This window comes from Streptomyces sp. NBC_00075 (assembly GCF_045041225.1).
Taxonomy (GTDB): domain Bacteria; phylum Actinomycetota; class Actinomycetes; order Streptomycetales; family Streptomycetaceae; genus Streptomyces; species Streptomyces adonidis.
On the sequence record NZ_CP108243.1, the window covers coordinates 2895930 to 2920216 of the forward strand.

A 24287-nucleotide genomic window follows, 5' to 3' on the forward strand; every position below is an offset into this window, starting at 1 on the left:
TTGGTCGTGCCCGCCGTGCCCGCAGCGGGCATCCGGGCACAGCGGGCACCGGGAAACAGGGGGTTCGGATGGAGAAGTCGGCCAAGGCCCGTGCGCTGTACGACGCGCTGCGCGCGCTGGAGATGAGGGCCAAGACTGCGCAGAACGTGAGCGGGGAGCGGTACTCGCGCCGCGACGTCGCCGCGAAGGCCGTCAAGGAGGCCGGGGGCAACGTCAAGACGTTGGGCAACCTCCTCAACAAGTGGCTCGCGGATGACTGGCCCACGGCGACGACACCTGCCCCCCACAGCGAAGCCCAGCTATTGGCCGTGGTCAGGCTGTGGTGCGAGTGGTCCGGGGAAGAATTCGACAGAGGCAGGTGGGCGACCTTGCTGGACGAGGCCCAGCCCGCTCGCGCCAGGGCCCATTCCAATCGGACTCGGGCATCAGCATCCACCGGAACCGGGACGGATCCATTCGATCAGGTCATCAGGGACCTGGCTGGGCTCGTCCGTAACGAACTGCGCGATGAACTGGACGGGCTGCAGGTATACCGCCCATACCCTCTCCCCGTGTGCGGGCGAGCTGCACCCAAGGACGACGTCCTTGGGATGTATCGTCGTACTCCAGCCGGGCGGCTCGTCATCCTCGGTGAGCCCGGCAGCGGCAAATCCGTCCTGGCCCTGCGCCTGGCTCGGGAGCTGATCGACAACCACACCGCTGGCGCCCCGGTTCCGGTGGTGTTCGCGCTGCACACCTGGAATGAACCGACCACTGGCTGGCGTCAGTGGCTGGCCGACACACTCGCCGAGCGATACCCGCAATACCCTCAGCTGCGGGAGCAGAGGAACGGGCACATCACCCTGGCCCGTGAGCTGGTGAATCACGATCGGATCCTGCCGGTCCTCGACGGACTCGACGAACTGCCCCCGCAGCTACGAGCCGCTGCCATCAGACAGTTGCCCAGCGACGGGCCCGTGATCGTGACAAGCACGGCAGAGGGCTACACCGCGGCCGCAGAGGCCGCCGGGCCCGTACCCGCCGCCACGGAGATCACCCTCAGCGAAATCGACAGCCGTGAGCTCGCGCAGTACTTACCGCAATCGAGTCCCGCCGACTGGACGCCCGTCGTCGAGCCGCCCGACAGCCAGAATCCGGCCGCGACCGCCGTCCGTGAGGCGCTGCGCACCCCGCTCATGATCACGCTCGCACGCGAGGTCTACCGCGCCAAACCCTCCGAACTACTGGCGGTGGCCGCCGACGGCGGCAGCCCCGCAGTGGAGCGCAATCTCCTCAATGCGTTCATCCCCACCGTCTACTCCGAAGAGCTGCGCGAGCCGCAGAAAAAACGTCGCCGCGGTTCACGAGAGTGGCACACCAAGGATGAGGAAGATCGCGAGACGACACGCCGATACGTCCAGGCTCTCGCCAAGATTGCCACAGACGACCGGTCGGGCGGCACACTCGCCTGGTGGCGGCTGTACGCCACCGTCCCGCGCGGTTTCCGCGCGCTGGCCATCGGCACGTTCTACCTGATCACAGGCCTGGTCGCGGCGGCACTCGCGCAGGGCGCGTACTCCTGGACCGGCGGCTCCGGCACAAACATTCTGCTCGTGAGCGTCCCCGTTGTCGCCGCGGGTGCTGCGATCTGCGCAGTCCAGGCTCTCCGGGATGAAACCCTGCCCGCGCCGGTGTACGTCCGCCTGCGGTTCCGCGGCCGGACCCTGAAGGTCCTCATGGAGTCCGTACTGGTCTTGCTCATCGCCAAGTCGTCCCTGGTTTTCGTGAAGGCCACCGCGACTGCCACGGGGCAACGAGACGTGCTGGTGCTGGCCATAGCAATCTCATGGGGGCTTGGCTTGGCCATCGCCAGCACCTACATGCTGCGGCAGTTCCTCGAAGCCCCGCTCGAACTCGACGCAGTTCCGAGCACGTCGGCGACACTTGCGGCAGCACGACACAGCCTGCTTCTGGCCTCGGCCATCGCGCTCGTCTCGACCGCACTCGGTCTCGGCGGGGTTGCCGTGGCAGCCTTCCACTACACACCGTGGGCACTGATGGTTGTCGCCTTCGCCGCCCCGGTGCGTATGTCAACGGCTGTCCTGTCGACCGCCTACGGCAAGTTCTGCTTCGTGACGCGACCGTACTTCGCTCTGACCGGCCGGCTGCCCTGGCCGGTGGTCGACTTCCTCGATGACGCAGCATGCCGTGGTGTGCTGCGCCAGGTTGGCCCCGTATACGTCTTCCACCACGGCCTACTGCTCCAAGCTCTCCTCGACGGCTCTTCCCCGTCCCAGCAGGACGCCGTCGGTCGTGACGACGACCCCGGCGACGGGCAGTCCCCAGGAGCCGGAGTCCGTGAGGGCGGCGCCGAACAGTCCTCGGTGACCTGACCGGCCCCGTGCCCTGTGGATGGCTACGAGGGTGGCGGGAAGTGCGTGGCGCGGAATTCGGCGAGGGTCTGCTCCACGCCGGTGATGGTCAGATGCCAGAAGTCCCAGCCGTCGATCTTATTGCTGCCGGTCGCGGCTCTGGCGGCGGTGGTCGGGGTGCGCCAGGAGCGGCCCAGGACGTTGATGTGGCCCTCGTGGTTCAGGACTGCCTGGTGGACTTTCTTCTCGTGCCGGCCGGTGAGGGTGATGCCGGTCTTCAGGGCACCTCCGGCATCCCTTGTTCCAGACCTGCCGCATGCCGACACCCAGAGGTTTCCCGAGGGCCTCACAGTCCGTCGTGCCCCGCAACCAAATGACCACCTCGGCGGCACCCTCCACGAGTACCGACATGCGGCCCAAACTGCACGGACGGAGTGCTCGGCAAGGGCAACGCCGAAGCCCTTCGCCGCGCATTAGTCCGCCGCGTCCGTGCGCCGTGCCGCAGAGGGCAGGGGTGTGCCGCCTTCGCGCACCGATCCCGGCTACTCCTCCGGTATGTCGATGAGTTGGTCAAACACCAGGCCGCTGGAGCCCTCTCCTCGGCCGGTGCCGCGGTGGGCGGCGTACCAGACCACCGGGCGGCCGCCGAAGGCGCGGGTGCGCCGGTAGGACTGGCGGAGGACCGTGCCCGCGCGGGGGACCTCCTCCTCATGGAGGAGGTACGGAAGCTGGGGGACCGCGTCCTTGCCGACGCGCAGCAGGGCCGTGCGAGGTTCGACCGGGACAGGAGCCGACTCGGCGGCTCCCGGAACGGTTCTCGGAAGGCCGGCCCGCTGGAGCTGGATCTGGCGGTTGTCGCCGTTGACATGGACGGGAACGAAGGGGATCCAGTGCTCCGGCACGCTGCCCATCGTCCGGTAGCGCACGGCCGCCACCCTCGGTTCCGGCGGCGCGGGCGGTAGCGCGGTTCCGGCCGCGAGGCGCTGATGGAAGGCCTCGGTCTCGGCGGCCGCGAGCGGGCCGGGCATTCCTCCGCCGACGCCCGAGGGGATCACGTTCTCCACGCCCCACACCATGTTGGCCATCTCGTCCCGGACCAGCGCCACTTGCTCGACGGCCTCGCTCTCCTGCACCTTCGCGGCGGCAGGCGGGAGCAGCAGCGAGCTGTCCGCCGGTCCCGCTCCCACTAGGCTTGTGGAGAACATGGACCACCGCTGCCATGTATCGTCGGCGCCGCTGCCGGCTGGGGTAATCCAGAAACGCTCGCCGAAGACCGTGGTGACGGAGACCCCGCGGGCCTGCACGACGCTGCCGGTGGGCACGCTGACCGGCACCAGGAACCAGTCGTTCGCGTAGATCAGCGCGAACTCCACGAAGAGCAGCGTGGCCAGGTCCGTCGTCGCGGCGTCGATCGCGCCCAGATTGATCCGGCGGTCCTCGAACTGCCACCAGCGGGTGGCCGGCGCGCCCTCGAAGCCGACCGGGGACGGCACCATCGTCGCGGTCGAGGCCGTCACGGCGGGCGGATCGACCGCGCCCGGCGGGGCCGGTGCCGCGGCCGTCTCCAGGTCCAGCGCCCACCAGTCGAGCCCGCCGCCGCGGTAGTCGTCGGCCGTGTAGCGGCGTGGGCCGGGACCCGCCGGGGCCGTCGCCCGGAACCGGTACTCCAGGCGCTGTGGATCCCAGCAGTCCCGCTCGGCGTCGGTGGCCGGCAGCACCAGGTGCTCGAACCACGCCACGAACCGCTGGGCGAGCCCATCGAGCACCGGCTTGTCCACCTCCGCGACGCCGGGAATCCCGTCGTGGCAGCGGCCCGGCGGCCGCGCCGTCAGACGCTCGTAGAGCCGACCCCCGTCCATGGCGCGCCCCGCCACGGCCGCGTACGACTGCCAGACCGACAGATGGGCGACGCGCGCGGCGTCGTCCGCGTCCGTCGGGTCGGGCGCCGTGAACGGGTAGGCGGCGCGGAAGCGGTCCCGGTGGTCGTCGCTCAGGCCCGAGGCGGGGTCGGCGAGCAGTTTGAGCCAGCGCCGCCCCATGGCCAGGCGCAGGTCGAGGGAGAGCGGGTCGCCGTCGAGGGAGAGCACGACGGGACGGCGTTCCACCCGGGCCTCTAGCGGCAGCGGGTCGTCGCCCAGCGGCTCGGTGGGGAAGTCCCGGGCGCCGAACTCGGTGAGCCCGGAGCGTTCCACATGCACGGTGGTGGTGATCGGCGAGCCCGCGTCGTCCGCGGCGAACTCCGCCACCTGCCACTGCCGGGTGAGCATCCACAGCGCGTCCCGTACCTCCGCCCGGAGCGCCCGGTCGAAGGACCGGGTGCGCGGGCGGCCCTCCAGGCGGTTGTAGACGGTCACCGAGGGCAGCGCGCGCTCCGCGAGCGCCTTGGCCAGGTCGACCGGCCGGACGCCCGACGCCCTGCTCACCGGCTCACTCATGTCTGTCCCCCGAGCTGGTCGAATGCGCCGTTGCCGGCGGCCAGCGCCAGTGAGATGGAGATGCCGCGGAGGGTCACCGCGCTCACCGCCGCGGGGAGGAACCGCGCGGCGGGACCGGCGCCGAGGTGCACCGGTTCGACCGCCCGCCGCTTCGCCAGCGCCATGGTGTCCGGTACGGACTGCCGCAGGTCGTCCCAGGTCCAGGTGCGTCCGCCGGAGGCGGGCGTGACCAGCAGCAGTGCCTGGGGGGCTTCGGAACTCGGGCGGTCGTAGTGGAAGGCGAGGCCCGCGGTGGTCTCGTCCGACGGCAGGACCTCGGTCCACTCGTCCAGAAGGAGCCCGCACAGGGTGCCCGCCGGGTCGAAGGGCACGGGGTAGACGGCGGTGTACAGCAGATGCTCGCCCCCGAGATCCTGTTCCGGCGGGTATTCCATGGCGAGCCAGCGGTCCCCGGGCCGGTGCGGCAGCTGGACCGGTACCGGCTCCGGCACCGGTGCGCCGAGCGCCTCGGCCAGCAGGCCCGCCTGCTCGAAACGCCACAGGGGTGTCCGTACGCGCGCGGCGGAGTGCAGCCAGTCCTCCACCGGGAAGTCCGCGTGCAGAGCGCCGGTCAGATGGCTCAGCAGGTCCGGTACGGCGGCCAGGGCCCGGCTCCACTCGGCGGCCGCGGCGGGGCGCATCGTGAAGTGCGGGATGAGCCTGGTCTCCTCGCCCAACAGGGCCTGCGCGCAGGTCTGCAGGGCCTCGACGCGGGCCGGGGCGTCGGCGGCCGCGGCGTGGGCGGCGAAGGCGTCCTGGGCCGCTTCCGTGCGGCGGGCGAGCTCGGCCGCGAGCGAACCGACGATGGTGACCACGTCCGACACCAGGGCGATCATGGCCTGTTCGATGGATTCCGTCTCGAACGGCTCGCTGTCGACGGCGGTGAACGGGAGTACCGCGAGGACGGCGGTGCGCAGCGCGGAGAGTCCCGGCTCGGCCCCGCCGGTGATGGCGGTGAGCGCGTCCCGTCGGGCCGCAAAACCGTCGCGCAGGGCACCCACGTCGGACCGCCGGGTGACCGGAGCGGGGGCGGGAGCGGCCGGTGTCACGACGACCAGCGCCTCGATCGCGGCGAGTTCGGCCATCTGCTCGGCGTCGGGCGTACCGGCGGGCAGCAGGTCGTAGGCCGCCAGCCGGGTGTCGGCCTCGGTCAGCCTGGTGCTCCACTGATCGGCGCGGCCGCGCAGCCGCGCCACGGTCTGCGCGTACTGGGCCTGGCGGGAGAGCAGTGCCTGGCCCCAGCCCACGCCCGGTACGACGAGCCGCGCCGCGCGTTCGAGGAGTTCCACCGCGTCGTCGACGGCCGTGTCGGTGCCCGCGAGCAGGGCGGCCCGGCCGGCGGCTGGGTCCTCCAACAGCGGCTCCCAGACGCCGAGATACGCCGCGATGTCCGCGGAGAGCTGTGTGAGCAGCGTCTCGATTCCGGTCAGCGGCGCGGGGTCGAGTACGGCGGTGGAGTCGAGGTCGGTACCGGCTTCGCCGGGGAGGACGACGTCGCTGGGTCGCAGCGGGCGGGCCGCGGAGACCAGGGCCCGCAGATGTGCGGTGAGGGCCGCGACCTCGAAGACCGGGATCTGCCCCGGCTCGCACTCCCGGTAGGCGATGTGCAGCGGGGCGTCCGGGCGCGGTGCGGCGGTGCGCAGCACGTGCCGCAGGACGCGGTCGTCGAGTTCGGCCATGGCCTGCTCCTCGCCGCGGAGCAGTTCGAGGACGTCGACGGGGCGCAGCCCGAGGTCGGCGAGGGTGACGGGCAGCGCGCGGGGAGTTCCGTCTGCCGGGTCGTCCCAGCCGACCCGGCAGCCGATGGAGCCCAGCGGCGGCAGCGTGGCGGACAGCCAGGCGTCCAGGGCGGGTACGGCGAGGGCGCGCGGGGTGGCTCCGGACGGCGCGGCCGCGGCGGGATCGAGGTGCAGGCCCATGCGGTGGGTGAGCGTGGTGCCGGAGGCGGGGGTGCGCACGACCTCGGGTTCGGGCGGCTGGTGCCCGGTTTCGAAGGTGCGCAATGTGGCGGCGGCGCGTTCGGTGCCGCCCTGGGACGCCTGGTGCACGGCTTCGGCGAGGGCCAGGTCGCCGAGCGCGTCGCGCAGATCGCGCAGGGCGTCCACCTCGTCCTCCAACGCCTTGCGCTGCGCCGGCTGGGCGTTCGGCAGGCGGCCGGGGGCGAGTCCGAAGGGGTATGTGGTCGCGCCGGTGCGTTCGATGTGCTCGACGAGCGCGAGGCCGTCCACGACATTGCGCGCCTCGACGGCCTCGATGGGCTCGCCGGGCCCGGTGGCGGTGGACCGCAGCCGGTCGGCGCGCAGGGGGAAGGCGCGCCGCAGGGCGTAGATGAAGACGTCCACTTCGGCGAAGCCGGAGCGGTCGTGCAGTCCGCGTTCGAGCGTGTAGCCGAGGAGCGCGCCCAGGCTCTGGCCCGCGCGCATGCCGTCGAGCACCTCGACGGCGCGGCGTACGCGTGCGGAGGAGAGGTTCACCGCCATCGCGCCGGGGTCTTCCGGGCTCGCGTCGGAGAGGTACGCGCTGCGCAGTACGGACGCGGTGACGGCCTGGTTGAGGGAGGGGGCGAGCATGTGTCCGCCGTTGCCGGGGTCGTGGCGCAGCGGCGGGCCGTCGCCGAAGACCTCCATGAGGTCTTGCGGCAGTTGGACAGGGGTGAGGGCGCGTCCGCCGGGACGTACGTCCTCCAGCCAGCCGTACGCCCCGATGTGGATCCCGCGGGCTTCCTGCCCCTCCTCTTCCCGGCCCCGGGCCCGCATCCGTTCGAGCTGCAGGTTGACGAGGCCGAGCTGCCAGGCGTCGAGGCGGTACGCGGCCGTGTCCAGATGTTCCACAAGGGCGCGTTCGAGGCGGGCGGTGGGCACGTCGGCGAGCAGGTCGAGGGCTTCGACCTGCTCGCGCAGTACGTGGGTTCCCCGGGAGTGGCGGAGCACGTCGGCGATGTGCGCGGCGACGGTCCAGTCCTGGCCGGGTGAGATCAGCGGGTCGTGCCGGTACAGGGGCGCGAACCGGCTTTCGCTGGGGCCTCGCTCGGCGACGTGGACGAACGGAGGCTCCCGGCGCATGGCGCGCACCGTCGCCACGTCGTGTCCGGCGAGCAGGTGCAGGGTGCGCCCGGCCTCTTCGTAGCCGAGCGTGAGGGCGTGGCGGGCGAGCAGGAAGAGCAGCGCGGTGGGGGCCCCGGCCTCGAAGGCGCCGTCCGACCGCAGCAGGTCCAGGGAGGTGGTTGCGGCGTCGTGGAGCCAGCGGAGGTAGTTGCGCCCGTCGGTGGTCCAGGGGCGGACGGGTGCGGCCTCGGACAGGGGGCGGTCGTCGACGAGCGGGCCCTTGAGGGGTGTCTGCCGGCCGTGGAAGTAGAGGTCTAGCAGGGGGACTCGCTCGGTGCCCTGGTAACCGAGGCGTCTGAGGAGGGCGAGCGCCGGGTCGTCGAGGCCCGCCGCGGCCCAGGCCTGGTGCAGCAGGTCTCCGTAGCCGCTCACGTGGGCCTTGTTGACCAGCTGGATCCGCCCTTCCGCGTACCGGTAGTGGAACTCCGCGGATGTGGGGTGCAGGCCGAGGATGCCGAGGAGGGTCTGGTGGGCGTCGTCGTCGGTCCGGGCGCCACCGCGCCCGAGCGAGGGCACCTGGTCCACGAGGGCGTCCCAGTCCCGCGCAGCCTCCCTGAGCAGCTCGTGCAGTTGTACGAGGAAGGTGGTCCGGGGGGTGGACGAGGGCCGCGGCCCGGGCCACAGCCAACTGCTGCGGGAAAAGGCGGTGGTGGCGAGGACGCCGTAAGGCTGGGCGCCGATGCGTACGGCGGGCAGGGCTCCCCGTCCGCGGACGTGGCGGGTGAAGAACCAGCGGGTGTTCTCGACGGTGTTCTCGTCCAGGACGGGTTCGAGCAGTGTGCCCAGGAGGTAGCCGAGGGTGGCCGGCCAGAGCAGGGTCTGCATCGCGCGGGCCTCGCGCTGGTCGCGGCCGTGGGCGTGCGGTACGGCGTCCAGGGTGGCCGGCACGATGCCGAGCAGCCCGGCCAGGCACTGCCCGTCCCCGCGCAGCGCGGGGTTCGGCTCATGGCCGAGGGGCCCGGCGCGGCGGGCGTCGAACGCGACGTCGGGGTCGTCGGCCCTGGCGAAGCCCATGCCGACGGCCTCGGTGTTGTTGGTCGGGGCGCCCTGCGGGACCAGGGCGAGACCGGCCTGGCCGTAGTGGTGGTGGCGGAGGAGGTCTTCAAGGTCGGCGGCGTTGTCCTCGGGCTCCGTCAGGGTGCGCAGGCCCAGGACGTAGAGCCGGTCGAAGCCGGTCCGCGCCTGTTCCGGGCTGAGGTCGACCACGAAGCCCAGCCCGTCGGCGACCGCCCGCTCGAAGTCGGTGAGCCAGGCCAGCTCGTCCGGGAACGCCAACTGCCCGTCGGCCTGCTGGAGTTGTTCCTCGGCGGGGGCGAGGGGGTCGGGCCCGGTGAAGACGGCCGGTGGCAGGGGGCGGCCGAGGATCTGCGTACGCTGGTCGCCCGATTCGGCGACCAGCACCAGTCGGTCGGGCAGGAGGGCGGCGCGCGGCGCCCTGCTCCAGCCGGTCGCGGCCGCCGCGGGCGGATCGGGGAGCACGGCCACGGCGACGGTGACCGGCGCGGTGGCGTGGGTCGCGGGCGGTACGGGTTCCGCGGCGAGCCCCGCGGGCGGCCGCGCGACGATCTCCGCGGCCCGGGCGGCGCCGACCGCGCCCTCCAGGGCGGTACGCGCGGCCCGTTGCGCGGCGGTGTCGGTGCCGGCCCGCCACCAGGCGGTCCAGTACGCGGTGAGGGCGGCCAGTTCGGCGGCGGGCGGGGCGGTGGGGACGGCGAGGGCGAGGATCACCTCGCCGGGGGTGGTACGTGCGGGCCGGTCCTCCTCGTTGGCGGGCCGGTGGCTGTCGGTGATCCAGTGGGCCCGCCCCGAGCCGTGACTTGCGGCGAGGGCCCGCCATGCGGCCCGCTCCCCGGCCTCCTCGCCGCCGGCCGCCCATGTCTCGGCCCAGTAGGTGCGGGCGGACGCGGCCTCGGAGGCGGTGAGTTCCGCGGTGAAGGTGTCGATGGAGCAGGTGTCCGGGAAGGCCCGGACCCACAACTGGTGGCGTACGCCCGGGGGTTCCGCCTCGCCCTCGGCCGACAGCTCGCGGAAGCGGGTCTCCAGCCGCATCGGGAACAGCAGCGCGGGCACGGCCGCGGACAGCCGGGCGATGAGGTCACGGGGATCGGTGACCGGCTGGCTCAGCTCCTGGGCCGCCCGTACGGATTCCCGGGCGCGGCGCACCGCGTCGGAGGCCTCGGTGAGGAGCCTGCGGGCGTCTTCACCGCGCTCGGCTGCGGCCGCGGCGGCCTCCCGGTCGCCGCCGCGCTCGGCGGCCGTGATCGCTTCCTGCGCGCGGCGGAGTTCGCCCGCGGCCCGGACCCGCCGGGCGGCGGCTTCCTCCTGCTGTGCGCGGGCGGCGGCGAGCGCGGCCCGGACCTGTTCGACCTCGCTCACGCGTCCTCCCGGCGCAGCATCTCGGCTGCGTGCACGGCCACCAGGACCGGGGACTGATACAGCAGATACGCCCAGCGCGCGGCGCTGACGGAGGCCGTCACCACCTTTACGTCGTCGGCGCGTTGCTCCGTCTTCTCGCCGTCCCCGGGGCCCAGGGGCGCCAGGGCGACCGTGCCGAGCGCGGTCGCCCCGACGAAGGCGCCCTCGCCCACGCCCATGTCCGGCCAGGCCAGATCGTTGACGGTCTGCATGTGGCCCTCGCGCGTGACGTCGAAGCCGAAGCGCGGCTCACCGGGCTGTTCCTGGATGCAGAAGAACCATCCCGCCGGGTCCTGGGGGTCGTCTCCGGTACCGCCACGGGCCTCCTCGACGGTCAGGTCGAAGCCGAAGAAGGTGATGTCCGGGTCGACCCGGGCCTCGTACAGGGGCGTCCTGACGATGTCGCGCGGCGGATCGCCCTGCTGGGCCGCGGGCACCTCCACCAGCGTGCGTTCCTGACCGGGGTCGATCCTGCCGTCGCTCATGGCCCACTGAGCGCGGTGCGCGTAGATCACCGCGTTGGGGTACTTCTTGAGCAGCTCGCCGCGGATGACCAGGACGGCCTCCTGCTCGGTCTCACCGGGGACTTCGCGGTGGTCGTGCTCGCCGAGCCGCGAACCGCGGCGCCAGCGGTGCAGTTCTGGGATGTCGCGCAGGGACTCCGCTGCCTGCTCGGGGGTCAAGCCGGGCGCGGTGCGCGCTCCGCGTACGTCCCAGAACTGGCGGAAGGGGGTGCCCCGCTGGTCGGTGGGGTACTCGCGCCACAGCAGTTCGCGCGCCATCTCGTGGTTGAGGCCGACCATGTACGCCTCGATGAAGGCCTGGTTCGTCTCCAGCAGGGTCACGGTGTTCTGCGGGATGAGGTTCAGATTGGGCAGCAGCAGGTCGTCGGACAGGTCGGCAAGGGGCTCGTACATGGGTTGGTCGATCCGCGGATAGGCCATCACCTCCCCGAAGTCCTCCGTCAGTTCGGCCTGGACGCGCTGCGGAAGGCCCAGGGCGTGCAGGGTGCGGCGGGGCAGCGTCACGGCGGGGTTCACGGCGGCCACGGCTCCGGCGGCCAGTCGGGCCAGGCCCGCCCTGCCGTAGCGCACCGGCTGGGGCTCCGCGCCGGTCGTCAGGCTTGCCTCGTGGAGCCGGTGCCAGTCGCGCAGGGCCGTCTTGAGGCGGATCGCGGTGGGGCTGTCGCCGGTGGCGCCGGGGGCGGGGACGGGCTGTGGCTCGCCCGGTTCCACTAGGTCGAAGCCGGGGGCGTCGGGAAGGCGGTCGACGGCTTCGACGGTCAGGCTCTGCGGGCGCAGGCCGTCGGCCCGGCCCAGGGAGGCCCCCGTCTGGTGCAGGGCCCGGGCGAGCGCGAGCAGGGCGAGGCCGATAAGCAGGAGGGCCAGGGCGAGCGCGGCGCCCGCCGTGGTGAGGAGCACGGCCCCGGCGACAAGGGCGACAAAGCCGAGAACCAGCACCAGCCAGGGCAGCCACGGGTGGCGGCGCAGAAGGGCGGTCAGCCAGGCGGCCGGGCCACGCGGCAGCCAGCCGGGCAGCGGGACATGGAGGGTGTCGGCGAGCTCGTCCGTGGTCACGACGCCGGGCGGGGTGAGGACCGGCGGGGACGCGGACACCTCGCCCGCGTCGATCCGGGTCAGCAGGGTGCCGGGGGTGATGCGCCCGCCGAAGGTCAGCGACCGCATGAGCCGGGCCCGGGGCCGAGTGAGGCGGCGCATGGCCGCCGAGACCGCCGTGGCGGGCACGGCGGAGACCGAGAGGCGGTGCCTGAGCGTGGCCGCGCGCCCCGCCGTGCCCGGTGCCGACGGCTCCGGCCGTACCGCTGCGTCGGTGAGCAGGACGTGCCGGTGCGCGGGTGCAGTGAGGGTGAGCGCCCGCTCGGGCGCGCGCTCGGTGCGGGAGGCGAACTGCGTGGCCCACCAGCCGCCGGCCACCAGTTGGGCCAGCCGGGCCTGTCGGATGCGGCGGTTGGCCTCCAGCACCTCGCCGATCTGCCCCCACGCCGCTTCCATGTAGTGCTCTTGGTTCGTCTGGATCACGCGGGTGCCGAAGCCCGCCGCGAGGCGGTGGCGGGGGTCGAGGTTGAGCTCGTGGACCCAGTTGTCGGCCGGGGTCTGCGGGGTTCCGTCGCGCTCGGTGAGCAGGCGGCGGGTGAGCGCGTGCCAGCGGCCGTAGAGCGGGGCGGTGATCAGCGGGTCGCGGCTGCCCTCGATGGCGGGACCCAGCCCCGAGTCCGCGTTGGCCTGGAAGGCGGGGTGCTGGGCGTAGTCGTCCGGGAGGTTGACGAAGGCGGCGAGGTCGCGCTGGAACGGCTGCGGATAGGCTTCGGAGGCAGGCGGGGACTGGTCCCACTCCTCGTAGCGGTCGGCGATCTCGCGCTCCTCGGGGGTCAGCGCGGAGCGCGGAACCCGCAGCGCTCCCCCGAGTTTGAGGATGCCGCCCAGGGCGGGGTCGGTGATTCCGGTGAGGTTGCTGCCGGGGTGGCGCACGTCCACATCGCGTACGCCGACGCGTGAGTCGACGGTCCGGGGCTGGAGCAGCCGGACGAGATGTTCGAAGTCGCCCTGCCCGCCGGTGCGGAAGTACCACCGGTGGTACACGGGGAGAGCCGCGCCCGCTTCCTTGTTCGCGTAGTCGGCCCAGGCGGAGAAGGTGGCGTGCGGCGCCTTGGCGGGATCGAGCCCGAGCCCGGCGAGCCGCCCCGTTTCGAAGACCGGTACGACGAAGGCGTGGTACGGGGTGTTGGGCTTGAGCCGGCGCGGGCAGACGAGGCGCGAGTAGGCGAGGTCGCGGTTCGAGGCGAGGGCGGAGGAGAGCCGGGGCATGACCGCAGCCATGTCGGTCGAGGTCAGCTCGCCGCCGGGGCCGCTGAGCGAGGTGTTCACCTGGACGTGTGCCCAGGCCCACAGCTCCTCGGCCGCGGGCAGGGCGGCCGGGTCCAGGATCTTGACGGACGGCAGCGGCCGCCCGCTCCGCGCCGACTCTTCCTCGAACTCGGTGTCCTCCTCCAGGACCACCAGCGCGATCCACGGCCGCAGCCGCAGTCCCGTGCCGTCAGGGCCCGCCGGGGTGTACCGCCAGGGGAAGTCCTCGTCGTAGAACTCGACATGGGCCAGGTAGTTGGGCTCGGCGTCGGTGATCCAGTCCCGGGGGTCGTTGCGTACGATCGCCCGCGGGTCGATGCCGACCACGTCTCCCGGCCCGTACAGCTGCACATCGCGCTCGACGGTCCGCGTCAGGGCCGCGCCGCCCGCGATCGGCTCGCCGGTGAGCCGGAGGGAGACATGGATTCCGGCGCGGGTGCGCACCGACGGGTCGAGGTCGGCCGCCGTGATCTGCCCGGCGATGCCCTGCCGCAGCCAGGGCAGGAACGAGTAGGTGGCGAGGGTGCTCATGCGGCGACCGCCTCGAAGGCCGGGATGACATGGAGGGAAGCGCCGAGTGCGGGGTCGGCGGCGGCCCGGCGGGCGAGGTGGTCGCGGGCCAACGTCTCGCTGGAGAAGGCCGCGACGGTCGTGTTGTCGGCCACCGAGGCGACGACATAGCCCTCGGCCCGCACGGTGACCTTCTCGGCGAACGGCTCCAGCAGGCCGGTGTGGTGCTCGGACAGCGCGGAGCGGGACACGGCGCCGCCCCGCAGGAACAGGCCGAACAGCCCGGCCAGGACGAGGCGGAACCGCTTGCGCACCCGGCGCCAGCCGGTGTCCACGGTGATCAGTTCGTACCGCACCACGCGGCGGACCATCGCGCCGGACCTGAGGACGTCCCCGGCGGTGGACAGGGCGATGCCGCCGTGTCCGGGCTCGAAGGCGGGCCGGGACAGCTTGGCCGCGTCGTCCAGGTCCTGGTACTGGGCGGGGGCGAAGGATTCGACGACATCGGCCTGTTCGGCCAGTCCGGGTCCGATGGCTTCGAGGGTCAGGCGCCGGGCGTCGGCGACCTTGCTGTTGCCGACGCGGGTGATGTTCTGGTCCAGGGGGACGAGCCGCTGGCTGACCTGGAGCACCCCGACCGGATGCAGTACGAGGGCGTCGGCGGCCGGGGCGAGGGCGCGTAGGGAGACGCGGGTCTGCGCCCCCGGCGGCAGCATGGTGCGCCAGTTCGCGGCCTTGTCGTACTCCGCGCCGACCAGCGGCATGACCAAGATGTCGGGCAGCACCGCGTGGCGCTCCTCGCCGAACGTCTCGTCGAAGTCGACCTCGATCTCGAAGAACAGAAAGCTCAGCGAGCCGGTGCCCTTGGCCCGCCAGGGAGTCGGGCCGGAGAGTTCGAAGCGCAGCCGGATGCTGAACACGTCGGCGCCGAAGGCGCGCAGCGCCACCGCGGCGGAGATCGCGACGACGAAGTGGAAGGGCGAGAACTGGAACAGCGCGTCGAACGCCAGATGGCCGGTGACGCCGAAGTCGCTGGTTCCCAGCATCAGATCGAGGCGTGCGCCGAACTGCGCGGTGTTGGTGGTGACGGCGAAGTAGCCCTCGACGCGCAGCTTCGCCGCCGGGGTGTTGACGATGTCGACGGCGATCCGGCGCGGTACGGGCACCGGCATCGGCGGGGGTTCGAAGGACGGGTGGAAGCCGCCGACGCTGAGAACGAAGTTGGAGTCCTCGCCGAAGGCGGCGAGGACGGCCATCTCGCCCTCGATGGTCAGGAAGAGGATGCGGGAGTCGAAGATCGAGGCGAAGAAGTACACCCGGCGTTTGTCGAACTCGATCGCTCCGATGAAGTTCACCTGGAGGACGATGACAGCGGCGTCGTCGGCGGGGAGCGCGATCCGCAGCACGCCCAGGATGGCGATGTTCCCCGGAATTCCGATGACCACGCCCAGCGACAGACTGACCAGCGTGGGTGTCCCCCAGCCGATCTTCGCCATCGGTCCGATGACGAAGCCGCCCTGCCGGGTGGGGAAGAAGGTCCGCAGATCGCTGATGATCCGCTGGGCGTTGGCGACGACGTCCCTGGGGAACATCACCGACGAGAGGGTGTCGCCGCGTACGCCCTCGACCAGGGCCGGGAGGTTCACGGTCCGGTTGAGGCCCAGGATGCCGCCGACGGCGAGGAGGGTGAAGCCGAAGCCGAGCTGGACGCCGGTGCCGAACTCGGCGGTGATCACGAGCAGCAGGGAGAATCCGTCGGAGCCGTCCGGCATCCGCGTGGTGATGAGGCCGATGGCCTTGACGGAGACGATGCCGGCGAGGTCGAGTTCGAGGACGCCCGCGTATTCGCCCCGTTCGGTGTCGATGTAGAGATAGCCGCCGCCTTGGACGACTCCGGCGTTCACGGCCAGCCCGACGCCGTTGGGCGGCTTGAAGCGGAAGCCCAGGTCGAGCGGACCGAGATTGCCTCCGCCGGGCGGGAAGCTCAGGTCGGCCACGAGGCCGATGCGGTCGACGGCGGTGTCGAGCGGTCCGAGCGCGGCCGTGAAGGCGCCGGACAGCTCGATGGGCAGCGCGGAACCGGGTCCGAGCGAGACCCGCAGATAGAGTTGTGTGACGTCGATGGGGCCGAGGGAGAGATGGGTCGGGATGGCGATCTCGATGCCGCCGCTGCCCTGGATGCGCAGTCCGGTGGACGGGGACCAGAGCGCCGCGAGATCGAGGTTCGCATCGATCTTGAGGCCGCCGGCGACCTTGGCGATGAAGCCGTCCCCCTGGGAGAGGTCGACGATCAGCCTGCCGCCCTCCAGTCGGAGCCGGGCACTCGGCTCCACGGTCAGAGGCGCCCCGATGCCTGCCGAGCCTGCGAGCCCTAGGGCCACGGCGAACCGCCGCAGCTCCAGGCGGGAGCCGCCGGCCTGTCCCAGCAGCACCATGGGTGTCGCATCGGGGCGTTCGGCGGCGAGGCCCACCCCGATGTCGGCGCTCACCCCGCCGGTCGGCGGCTGGAGGCGGAACTCCAGGGGCGGGCTGATCTCCGCCTCCAGGCCCGCGTCGAAGCGTGCCGCCGCGGTGACCGTGAGGGACCAGGCGCCGCCGAGCGGGATGGTCAGCAGGACGTCCCGGGAGGCGGGCAGCCGCATACGAGCCGTCAGACTGGGCGGGGACGCGGTCTGATCGGTGCTCAGGCGCAGGACGTACGCCTCCAGGATCGGCGCCGCCCCGGGCGGCGTGAGCAGGTCGACGGCGAGGTGGAGGGAGTCCAGGTACGCGGCGAGCCGGGTGAAGAGTTCCCGGCCGTCGAAGTCGGGCTCGCCGAACCGGAAGGCGGTGCGCAGATACGCGTCGGGAGCGGTCACCAGGGAGATCAGCCGGTCTGGGCGCAGCGCGAGGACGCGGCGCGGCGGGTCGAGGGGATCGGCGGGATCGCCCGGTTCGGTGATGTCGTCGATGATGCCCAGCAGGGTCAGCGCGGTGTGCAGCCCCTCGCCGCGCCGCCGCAGATACTCGACCACCATCCAGTCCAGGAGCCGTCCGGGGAGGGAAGCGGCCCGCTGCTGCAGGCGGGTGCGCTGGGCCGGGGTGAGCGCCGCCTCGGCGGCGACGGCGGCGTCCAGCGCCGGGCCGAGGGCGCCGATCGCCTCGATGACCTCGCGCAGTACGCCGACCAGGGCGATGCCCGCCGAGGCGATCGCCTGGGTGTCCTCGTCCTCGATCGCCGAGACGAGGGTGGCCACGGCGGGTGGCAGGGCGGCGGCGCGGAGAGCGGTGGTGCCGATCGCCGGCGCGGCGGCTTCGAAGCCGCCGGGCAGCCGCAGGCCGAGCTCGTCCAGGAACGCGGCGGCGTTGCCGCCGGCCAGCCGCTCCTCCAAGGGGGCGAGGGCGGTGGCCAGTTCGCGGGCGATGACATCAAGGGTTCCGGGCGGGCCTGGCATGGCTCAGCCCGCCCTTGAGATGTCGTCGAGATCGTCCAGGTCCCGGCCGGGCAGGGACAGCAGCAGGGCGCGGTGCCGGGCGATGTCGGCGCGCAATTGGGGGCTGCCGGCCGCTTCGAGCGCGTCGAGCAGCCGGGCCAAGCCCTCGGCGAGGGGCCGGCCGCCGAATGTCCCGGGGACGACCAGCGGCTCGCCGACGGGTGTGGCGAGGAGCAGCCGGAACAGCTCGGCGCCGCCCATCCGGTGCCAGGCGATGGTGACCCGCCGTTCCTGGTTGACCAGGCGCAGCACCTCGTCGATGTGGGTGCTGACCAGAGCCGCAGCGAGCTGTCCGGCCTCGGTGTTCTGTACGGTCCTGCGGAGTTCGCGCAACCGCAGGGACGTGGGGTCGCCGGGCTGCCCGCCGGCTTGGGGTACGAGGGCGGGTACGCGGGGCCCGTCGGGGAGTCCGGCGGGTTCGAGTGTCTTCTCGTACGCCGCCGTCGGGGCGTGCGTGGTCGAGGCGTGGGCGGGGATGCCGGCGATGCAGACCTCGGCGTTGACCACGCCCGATCCCCATTCCGCGTTCGGCAGGGTGGGGCCGGTGATTGGGTCGGGCGGCACGGCGGTGGTCCGCAGATGGGCCCGGACCTGCTCCCAGGTCAGGGCTCTGTTCCGCTGGAAGATCAGGGCGATGATGCCGGTAATGTGCGGTGCCGCCATGCTCGTACCACTCATGGCCACGTAGAAGTCCTCACAGCAGTCGCAGCAGATCCCGGTGTTGCGGGCCAGGCTCTTCGCGGAGGTGATGCCCACGCCCGGTGCGGCGATGTCCGGCTTGCGCTCGTCGGCGGGACGGACGTCGGTGGTCGGCCCGCGGCTCGAACTCGCGGCCAGTTCGTTGTCGGCGGGGTTGTAGGACGCCACCGTGATGACGTTGTGCGCGGTCGCGGGGGTGGTCAGCGTGCGCGTACGGTCCTGGTCGGCCTCGGTGAACCGCGGGTGGGGGTCCTTGCGGTTCCATCCGATCCAGCAGTCGACCTCGGTCTCCGTCCCCGCCGTCTCGGTCAGGGTGAACCGCCAGGTGCCCGCAGTGATGGTGCCCGCGGCGGGCGGGGAGATCCGTACGGAGACGGTGTGGCGGCTCGTCGGTGTGTCGTTGGTGCGGTTGCGGATCCGCAGGTCGTGGCCAGCCAGAGGTGTGGTGTAGACGGGGGCGCCCGGTGCAACGGGCCCGGCCAGCACGGCGCCGCCGGGCTCGCGCAGTTGGAGGGACAGCCGTCCCGCCCCGGCGTACCAGAACTCCAGCCAGTCGTCCTGGCGGTCCTGTGGTGGCAGGACCACCTCCATGGTGACCGTGCCGCCCGGCGGAACGGTCTTGAAGGCGTGCACCCCTCCGCCGTAGCGCGGCTGTTCGTCGGGCCGGGAGTGGTCGTAGCGGTCTCCGTCGTTGCCCGCGGACACCACGATCGCCCGCCCGGCCGGTGTCGTGGTCAGCAGTTGGTCGTAGAGAACCTCGTCGTCGGCGCTCCCGTCGTGGGCGCCGTCCTGGCCGCCCAGGCTGAGGTTGACCACAGCGGCCCGGCCGAGGGCCGTCGCGCGGTCGAAAACATGCCGCACGCCCCGGGTGGTGGCGTCGTTGGAGAAGGTGGTCTTGACCGCGATCAGATCGGCGGCGGGCGCCACGCCGATGTAGTAGTCGCTCAGATGGCAGTTGCCGGCCTGGGAGCCGTCCCCGGCCGCGATGCCCATCACATGGGTGCCGTGCCCGTCGGCGTCGAAGCTGCCGAACGGCGCGGCCGGCGCGGCGAGCGCCGCGTTGATCTGCTCCCTAGTGTACTCGCGCCCGCGGTCGATCACGATGGCCGTCGCGGCGGGGGTCAGGGCCGACGCGCTGACCCGGAGCGGTTCGACGTCCTGGTTCAGATAGCGCCCGGCGAAGGAGACGACGACCGGGGTGCCGGGCAGTGGTCCGCCGGTGGCCAAGACGTCGCCCGGCTCGATCGCCGCGAGCGCTTCCAGGGCCGCCCGCACCTGCTGGACCGTGGCGTTGAAGGGCAGGTTCGCCGTGGTCTGCTGCGCCGGCACCGCTCCCCCGGTGGCAGGTGGCGTCCAGCCGAGCCGGAAGGTGCCGGCGGTGGGCGGTCCCGAACCGGTGAGGGTGTACGGGGTGGTGGTGTCGAGCAGCGAGAGCAGCCGGGTGGTGCCGTCGCTGTTGCGGAACGCGTGGTGGTAGATGTCGATGCCCGTGTCGACGACGCCCACGATCACACCCGCTCCGGTGAGGCCCAGGGCTCCCGTGCGGACGTGGTCGGCCCGGGTGGCTGGTACGGAGGTGTGCAGATCAGGGTACTCGGCGGCGGCGAGTTCGACGGACCGGACTCCGGGCACCAGGGCGATCGCCGGAACGCTCGGCGGCAGCGCCATACCCGTGACCAGGGGTGCGCCGCCGCGGGGCAGATGCAGCCCGGCCGCGCTGAGTTCCCCGATGTCGACAGGGCCGACGGACAGCACCACGGCGACGGGCGCTCCGGGGCCGGGCACCGCTCCTTCGCCCTCGGGGGCGAAGGAGCGGGGTCGCGGGTCGGGATCGTCCGGATGAGCTACGCCCAGGTCGGACAGCAGCGCGCTCAGCCGCGGCCCGATGCGGCCCGTCACCGGCGGGGTGACACGCGACGGCGTCGCGCGAGAGTAACCGCCCGGTTCTCACGTCGGAGTTCAGACACTGTCCCCACGCTCCGTACCCCCGCGCCGAAGGTCACCAAACGAATCCAGTCGGCTCCATGGAAGCACTGCGGCATGACCCCGGCAATGAACTCGGCACAGGTTCACCCCTTTTGGCGCCGGGTAGCCGAGGGGATTCTCACCCCTCGGCTACCCGGCCTTGGGGAAGCCCCCGCACTGCCTGACGGGATCGCGCGGCCGTGTGGCGGGTGCACGATCATCCGCCGTGGGCGCCAGGGCGAAGGTTGCGCCATGGCGAACTCGCCAGTGAGTGATGCCGCCGCCGGCGTGGATGCGCGGGCATGTTGCGCATGCGCGCGTTGGGGGGCAAGCACACGGGGAGAGCAAACCTGCACCGGCCGACCATGGTCCTGACCACCACTCGGGGACAGGTCCCCCACTCCAGGCGATCATCATATAGATGAACACAAAGCAAGTGAAAAACAGCATCCATAGCATTCAGGAAGAAATACACATCGGGGACTCCGCGCGACGGAACCGTGGAAGCACGGCAACACTCTCGGCACCACCGGCCCATCCACGGCCGGCCCCGCAGACATGCTCCGGCCCTTCACCCAGGGACGACACACAGCGTTCGTCAAGGACCGTTTCCCGTCCCGACCCTGCGACGCCTGCCGAGCGCCTGAGCAACTCACAGGCTGCAGCCGCGGCCGCTGTCGCCCTCCGTCCGATCCCCGCACCGGCCATCCACGCCGGGAGCACCGTTGCCGCTTCGATCGCCGCACGCCGTGCAGGGCTGAATCGCAAGGCGGCAGCCGGTGCCGAGCAGACACTGCGCCGGCGGGTGAACGAGCGGAACCGGCTGGCCAAGGGAGCGTCTCCGAGGTGACTCATCAGTACACGAACGAGACCCGCCAGAGACGCCGATAGGACGCCGACCGATGCCGGTGTACCTCTCAGAGTCCCGCGCACGTCCTCACGGCGTCTCGTGCGCGCCCCGGCAGTGCCGCACTGGCGTCGCACACAGAGCCTTCGGAGAACTCACCTGTGCATGGATAGCGGGTGGCGCCTCCCAGGAGACACGACCGGGACGCCGGCGCGGCTGCGCGACGTCCAACGAGTGCAGGAGTCCGGCATGACCGCCTCGCCGAGCCTGGCTGAACTCGGTCGGAGGGCCGGCGCGAGCGAGCGGACCCTGTCCAGGCTGTTCGGCGACGAGCTGGGGATGCGCTGCACAGCCTGGCGCACACAGCTCCGCCTGCACCGGGCGGGCCTGCTCCTCGCCGAGGGACGGACCGTCACGCAGGCGGCCGCGGTCCGCGGGTTCTCCTCGCCCAGCGCCTTCGCCAGCGCGTTCAGGGCCGCCTCCGGACGGACTCCCGGGTCGTTGTACAGACAGCCGGCAAGCCGCGAACGACGACCATCCCGCTCCCGAGGGCCACTCCGGACGAGGTGCGCCGACGCGGAAAAACAGGACCTCTACGGCCATCCGAACCAGAGCTCCGGGGTGCGATTCCGTTCGTTTACGAGGCTTCCACCATCTCTACGTTTAAGAGTGGTGACCCGGTGGCCCTTCGAGGAAGACGTGGTGGCCGCCGGCCGCGGCCACCTCCATGGCCGTGCGCGCCGAGTGCTGGCCCACCACGTCGGCCAGGTCGTGGCCGTTGTCGTACTGGGCGGCGCCCATGCTGTGCATGCCCGTGGCCGCCCCGGTGCCCGGCATCCGCAGGCCCGCCATGAGCGGGTCGGGGCGGCCGTGCTCGTCCGGTTGCTCGTCGGGTACGGGCTCGTCGGTGAGGACGGCGATCAGCTGCCGCAGACTGCGTACGCCGAGCACCGACACCCCGGGGACCAGCGCGGCCTCGGCGGCGGCGCACTCCGGGACGACGACCTGTTCGTAGCCCGAGTCGGCGGCAGCCAGCACCGCCGGCAGGATGCCCCGGACGGGCCGCACCCGACCGTCGAGGCCCAGTTCACCGATCATCACGATGTCGGCGAGGACCCGGGGGTCGATCCGCTCGGCGGCCCCGAGCACGGCTGCGGCAACAGCAAGATCGAACCCGCTGCCGCTCTTGGGCACGGACGCCGGGCTGAGCCCCACCGTGAGCTTCTTCTGCGGCCAGGCGGCTCCCGAGTTGACGACCGCCGCGCGGACCCGGTCCTTGCTCTCGGTCAGGCTCTTGTCGGGCAGTCCCACCAGGGTGAACGCGGCGACGCCGGGTTCGAGATCCGCCTGGACCTCGACGACCACACCCTCGACACCCACCAGCGCCACCGAACACGTACGGGCGAATCCCATCACGCCACCCCCCGCGCGTGTTCCACCACGGGTGCGCCGCGCTCGGGCAGCAGAACGCCGACCAGGTCGATACGGACCCCGCCGGGCGGCGCGCCCCCGTGTTCCTGGACCCAGCGTTCGGCGAGGCCTCGCAGCCGTTCGGCCTTGGCCGGGGTGACGGCCGCCATCGGGTGCTGGAAGGCACCCGCCGGTCCGGCCGCCCGGCGGGTCTTGACCTCGCAGACGACGAGTGCGTCGCCGTCCCTGGCCACGATGTCGATCTCACCGGTGCGGCCGGCCCGCCAGTTGCGGTCCAGGACCGTCATCCCGGCCTCGGTCAGCCGCCGCGCGGCCAGTTCCTCGCCGTACCTGCCCAGTGCGCCGCGTCGTCCGTTGCGCGTGTTCACGTTGCTCATGTCGGCACCACCTCCGGCGCCAACAGTGAGGGCAGTTCGACGAGCTATTGGATCTTGGTGGACAAGCTCGCCATTGTGGATAACTCCGTCACCCACATGAGTGAGCGTCAGCCGCCCGGCAGCTCCAGATCACTCTTGTTCAGCTCCTCGATGTTCACGTCCTTGAACGTGAGCACCCGTACCTGCTTCACGAACCGGGCCGGCCGGTACATGTCCCACACCCAGGCGTCCGCCATGGACACCTCGAAGAAAACCTCACCCTGGACCGAGTGCACCTGCATCTCGTAGTCGTTGGTGAGGTAGAAGCGCCGTTCGGTCTCGATCACATATTTGAACAGACCGACGACATCGCGGTACTCCCGGTAGAGCTTCAGCTCCATCTCGGTCTCGTACTTTTCGAGGTCCTCGGCGCTCATGGCATGTTCCCCTTCAGCCGTGCGTCCCACCATTGTGCGCCAGTCACGCGAGCCCCTAGACGATTTCCGTGTCGAGGATCTCGGGACGGGCCGGGGGCCCTTCGTCGAGCAGCCTCCGCAGGAGCTCGGCGAGTCTGGTCGGATACACCGTCTCATGTGCCCGGGTCAGTTCCTGGCACGTCCACCAGCGCGCTCCGGCGACACTGCGCCGTTCCAGCTCCGTGAGCCCGGTGGCCCGGGTCTCCGTACGCTCCGTACGGGCCAGGTAGTACCACTCGTCCTGGTCCCAGCGGCGCCCCGCGAACGGGAAGGAGCACGTGCGCCGCCACAGCACCGGACCGAGTGCGACATCGGCCGCGGTGATGCCGGTCTCCTCCGCGAGTTCCCGCAGCGCGGCCTCCTCGCGGGTCTCGTCGCCCTCCAGACCGCCGCCGGGTGTGAACCACCAGTCGTCGGCCGGATCGTCCGGCTCGTGCCCGTGCAGCAGCAGGATCCGGTCCTGTGGATCGAGCAGCACGACCCGGGACACCTTGCGCAGCCCGCCGACGTACGAGTCCTCGACACCGCCCACCGGCTCAGCGGGCACCGGCGGGCTCCGCCTCCGCGACAGGGCGCCGCCGCTTCGCCAGCAGCGTGGCGACCGGCCCGTAGGCCCCGCCGCCCAGGACGAGCACCCCGCCCACCACGATCGCGACGGTGAGCAGCCGCAGCGGCCCCGGCGAGGACAGACCCCCCAGGGTCTCGAAGCCCGTGGGGCGGGCCAGCATGCCGTTCATGGGCCACACCACGGCGTCGACACGGGCGGCCACCGAGCCGCGCGCCACCGTGCCGTTGAAGGCCTCCGTGAGGTGGGCCGTGGAGTCCAGCGAGCCGGTGCGCTCGTCCCCGAGCACGAACAGCCGCCCCTTGGGGACCGTGATCGACGGGATGCCCATCAGCTCCGCGGACTGGCCCTTGGGGATGTAGGACTCCTGGATCTGCTTGCCGTTGACGACCAGCTTGCCGTCCGTGCAACAGGAGACCGTGTCCCCGCCCACGGCCACGACCCGCTTGACCAGGGGCACGTCGCCCCAGCTCTCCTGGGTGAAGACCACGACGTCACCGCGCTTGATCTCACCGCCGTCGATCCGCTGGGCCAGCACCCGGTCACCGGCCACGATGGTGGGCGACATGGAGTCGGTCGGCACGGTGTACGGCCGGTAGATGATCGCGCCCCAGACGAAGCCGCCGAGGAAGAGCACACAGCCGAGGGCCACGGCCAGTCCCGACAGCCTGCTGCCGAGCCGTCCGTGGCCCTCGTCCGTACGCGTTGTCGTGCCGGTCATCCCAGTGGTCCCCCAGATCGGTGCCTGGGACGGCAC

At 72.1% G+C, this 24287-nt stretch carries 11 protein-coding genes and 2 pseudogenes; 2 read left to right on the plus strand and 11 right to left on the minus strand.

Translation table 11 applies throughout. The features are described from left to right. Positions 1-68 precede the first annotated feature (68 nt). Positions 69-2372 (plus strand): NACHT domain-containing protein, encoded by a 2304-nt coding sequence (locus tag OG787_RS12280; RefSeq protein WP_405535209.1) that lies wholly within the window; start codon positions 69-71, stop codon positions 2370-2372. A 23-nt stretch (positions 2373-2395) separates the two neighbouring features. Here the strand turns inward: OG787_RS12280 and OG787_RS12285 are convergent, their stop codons facing one another. The 6 genes from OG787_RS12285 to OG787_RS12310 all read right to left on the minus strand — a co-directional run bounded on the left by OG787_RS12285 (position 2396) and on the right by OG787_RS12310 (position 19789). Further along, positions 2396-2677, minus strand: a complete 282-nt coding sequence (locus OG787_RS12285; protein ID WP_405535210.1) for a hypothetical protein — start codon at positions 2675-2677, stop codon at positions 2396-2398. 216 nt (positions 2678-2893) lie between these two features. After that, entirely contained in the window at positions 2894-4786 is a 1893-nt protein-coding gene (locus tag OG787_RS12290) for a hypothetical protein (protein WP_405535211.1), read from the minus strand. Beyond that, positions 4783-10305: a hypothetical protein gene (locus OG787_RS12295; protein ID WP_405535212.1), complete on the minus strand. Its 5523-nt coding sequence runs from the start codon at positions 10303-10305 to the stop codon at positions 4783-4785. The genes OG787_RS12290 and OG787_RS12295 overlap by 4 nt, the downstream gene beginning before the upstream one ends. Then, positions 10302-13739: a hypothetical protein gene (locus OG787_RS12300; protein WP_405535213.1), complete on the minus strand. Its 3438-nt coding sequence runs from the start codon at positions 13737-13739 to the stop codon at positions 10302-10304. The genes OG787_RS12295 and OG787_RS12300 overlap by 4 nt, the downstream gene beginning before the upstream one ends. Beyond that, entirely contained in the window at positions 13736-17152 is a 3417-nt protein-coding gene (locus tag OG787_RS12305; RefSeq protein WP_405535214.1) for a DUF6603 domain-containing protein, read from the minus strand. Before OG787_RS12305 ends, OG787_RS12300 begins: the two co-directional genes overlap by 4 nt. A 3-nt stretch (positions 17153-17155) precedes the next feature. After that, positions 17156-19789: a S8 family serine peptidase gene (locus OG787_RS12310; RefSeq protein WP_405535215.1), complete on the minus strand. Its 2634-nt coding sequence runs from the start codon at positions 19787-19789 to the stop codon at positions 17156-17158. A 1162-nt stretch (positions 19790-20951) separates the two neighbouring features. Between OG787_RS12310 and OG787_RS12315 the strand changes: the two are divergent. After that, a pseudogene (locus OG787_RS12315) lies at positions 20952-21194 on the plus strand (helix-turn-helix domain-containing protein); the annotation flags it as partial. 183 nt (positions 21195-21377) lie between these two features. Here the strand turns inward: OG787_RS12315 and OG787_RS12320 are convergent. The 5 genes and pseudogenes from OG787_RS12320 to lepB all read right to left on the minus strand — a co-directional run. Further along, positions 21378-22115 (minus strand): annotated as a pseudogene (locus tag OG787_RS12320) (magnesium chelatase domain-containing protein); the annotation flags it as partial. Continuing rightward, positions 22115-22510, minus strand: a complete 396-nt coding sequence (locus OG787_RS12325; protein WP_369035486.1) for a YraN family protein — start codon at positions 22508-22510, stop codon at positions 22115-22117. The gene OG787_RS12325 and the pseudogene OG787_RS12320, both read right to left, overlap by 1 nt. Positions 22511-22617: 107 nt before the next feature. Continuing rightward, complete coding sequence (locus tag OG787_RS12330) at positions 22618-22926, minus strand: DUF2469 domain-containing protein (RefSeq protein ID WP_003965949.1); 309 nt, start codon at positions 22924-22926, stop codon at positions 22618-22620. A 55-nt stretch (positions 22927-22981) separates the two neighbouring features. Continuing rightward, the gene (locus OG787_RS12335) at positions 22982-23512 is read right to left on the minus strand and encodes an NUDIX hydrolase (RefSeq protein WP_405535216.1); all 531 of its coding nucleotides are present in this window, start codon (positions 23510-23512) and stop codon (positions 22982-22984) included. Beyond that, positions 23502-24251 (minus strand): signal peptidase I, encoded by a 750-nt coding sequence (gene lepB / locus OG787_RS12340; protein ID WP_405535217.1) that lies wholly within the window; start codon positions 24249-24251, stop codon positions 23502-23504. Before lepB ends, OG787_RS12335 begins: the two co-directional genes overlap by 11 nt. Positions 24252-24287 lie beyond the last annotated feature (36 nt).